Genomic DNA, 689 nt, shown 5'->3' with positions numbered 1-689 from the left:
ACCAGCTTGCAAATGATTGTCCTTTCCTTCATTTCTCTCCTATTACGAAGATTTTAAACAGGTTCTAACATCGTGACCTAACTCATTGGCATCAGGCTTAACTTCGTGATCTAACTCATTAGCATCGAGCTTAAACAAAGAAGGATTATCATCAGATTGTTGATTAGACTCTTTCTCTTTCGACCCAAATAACCATGAAAAGAGTGATGAGATAGAATCAATAATGGATTTAATTGCTGAAAAAATATTGGATAAGAAATTACTGGGTTGCTGAGTGTCTTGCTGGCTACTTTTTTCTTCTTCTACATTACTTTGTTCTACTTCATTTGATTTTTCCACATCTTGTTCAGGTTTACTTCTGCTTATAAATGTCTTATTTAGCTGTTTGAATATATTTTTGTCGGAGTTTTGAAAATACATTCGACTTATCTCCTTATTTTCATCAATGTAAATCACTAAAGTTGTATTATCGTTCCCCAATCCATCACATTCACTAACGAGCGATTCATGAGAGTTCTTAATGTCTTTGATAAATTGAAATTTTTCTTCTTCTGAAAAGTCCTTGCATCTTACGTTATAAGTGGTGCCTTTGTATTTAAAACTAAATATCCATCCACGGTCTTCATATTCATCTAGTCCAGAATTCTTGACACGTTGTATAATTTGAAATTTCTCTGCTTCTGAAAGAT

General features: G+C 33.1%; 1 protein-coding gene. It reads right to left on the bottom strand.

The window, feature by feature from the left end; all coding sequences use genetic code 11:
* Positions 1-42: 42 nt before the first annotated feature.
* The coding region (locus OZD63_RS06055) for a hypothetical protein (RefSeq protein WP_275008381.1) at positions 43-689 on the bottom strand (647 nt) is incomplete at its 5' end.

The sequence above is a fragment of the Wolbachia endosymbiont of Drosophila leontia genome (genome assembly GCF_028981785.1).
Classification (GTDB): Bacteria; Pseudomonadota; Alphaproteobacteria; order Rickettsiales; family Anaplasmataceae; genus Wolbachia; species Wolbachia pipientis.
This window is presented reverse-complemented; position numbering and strand designations above follow the sequence as displayed.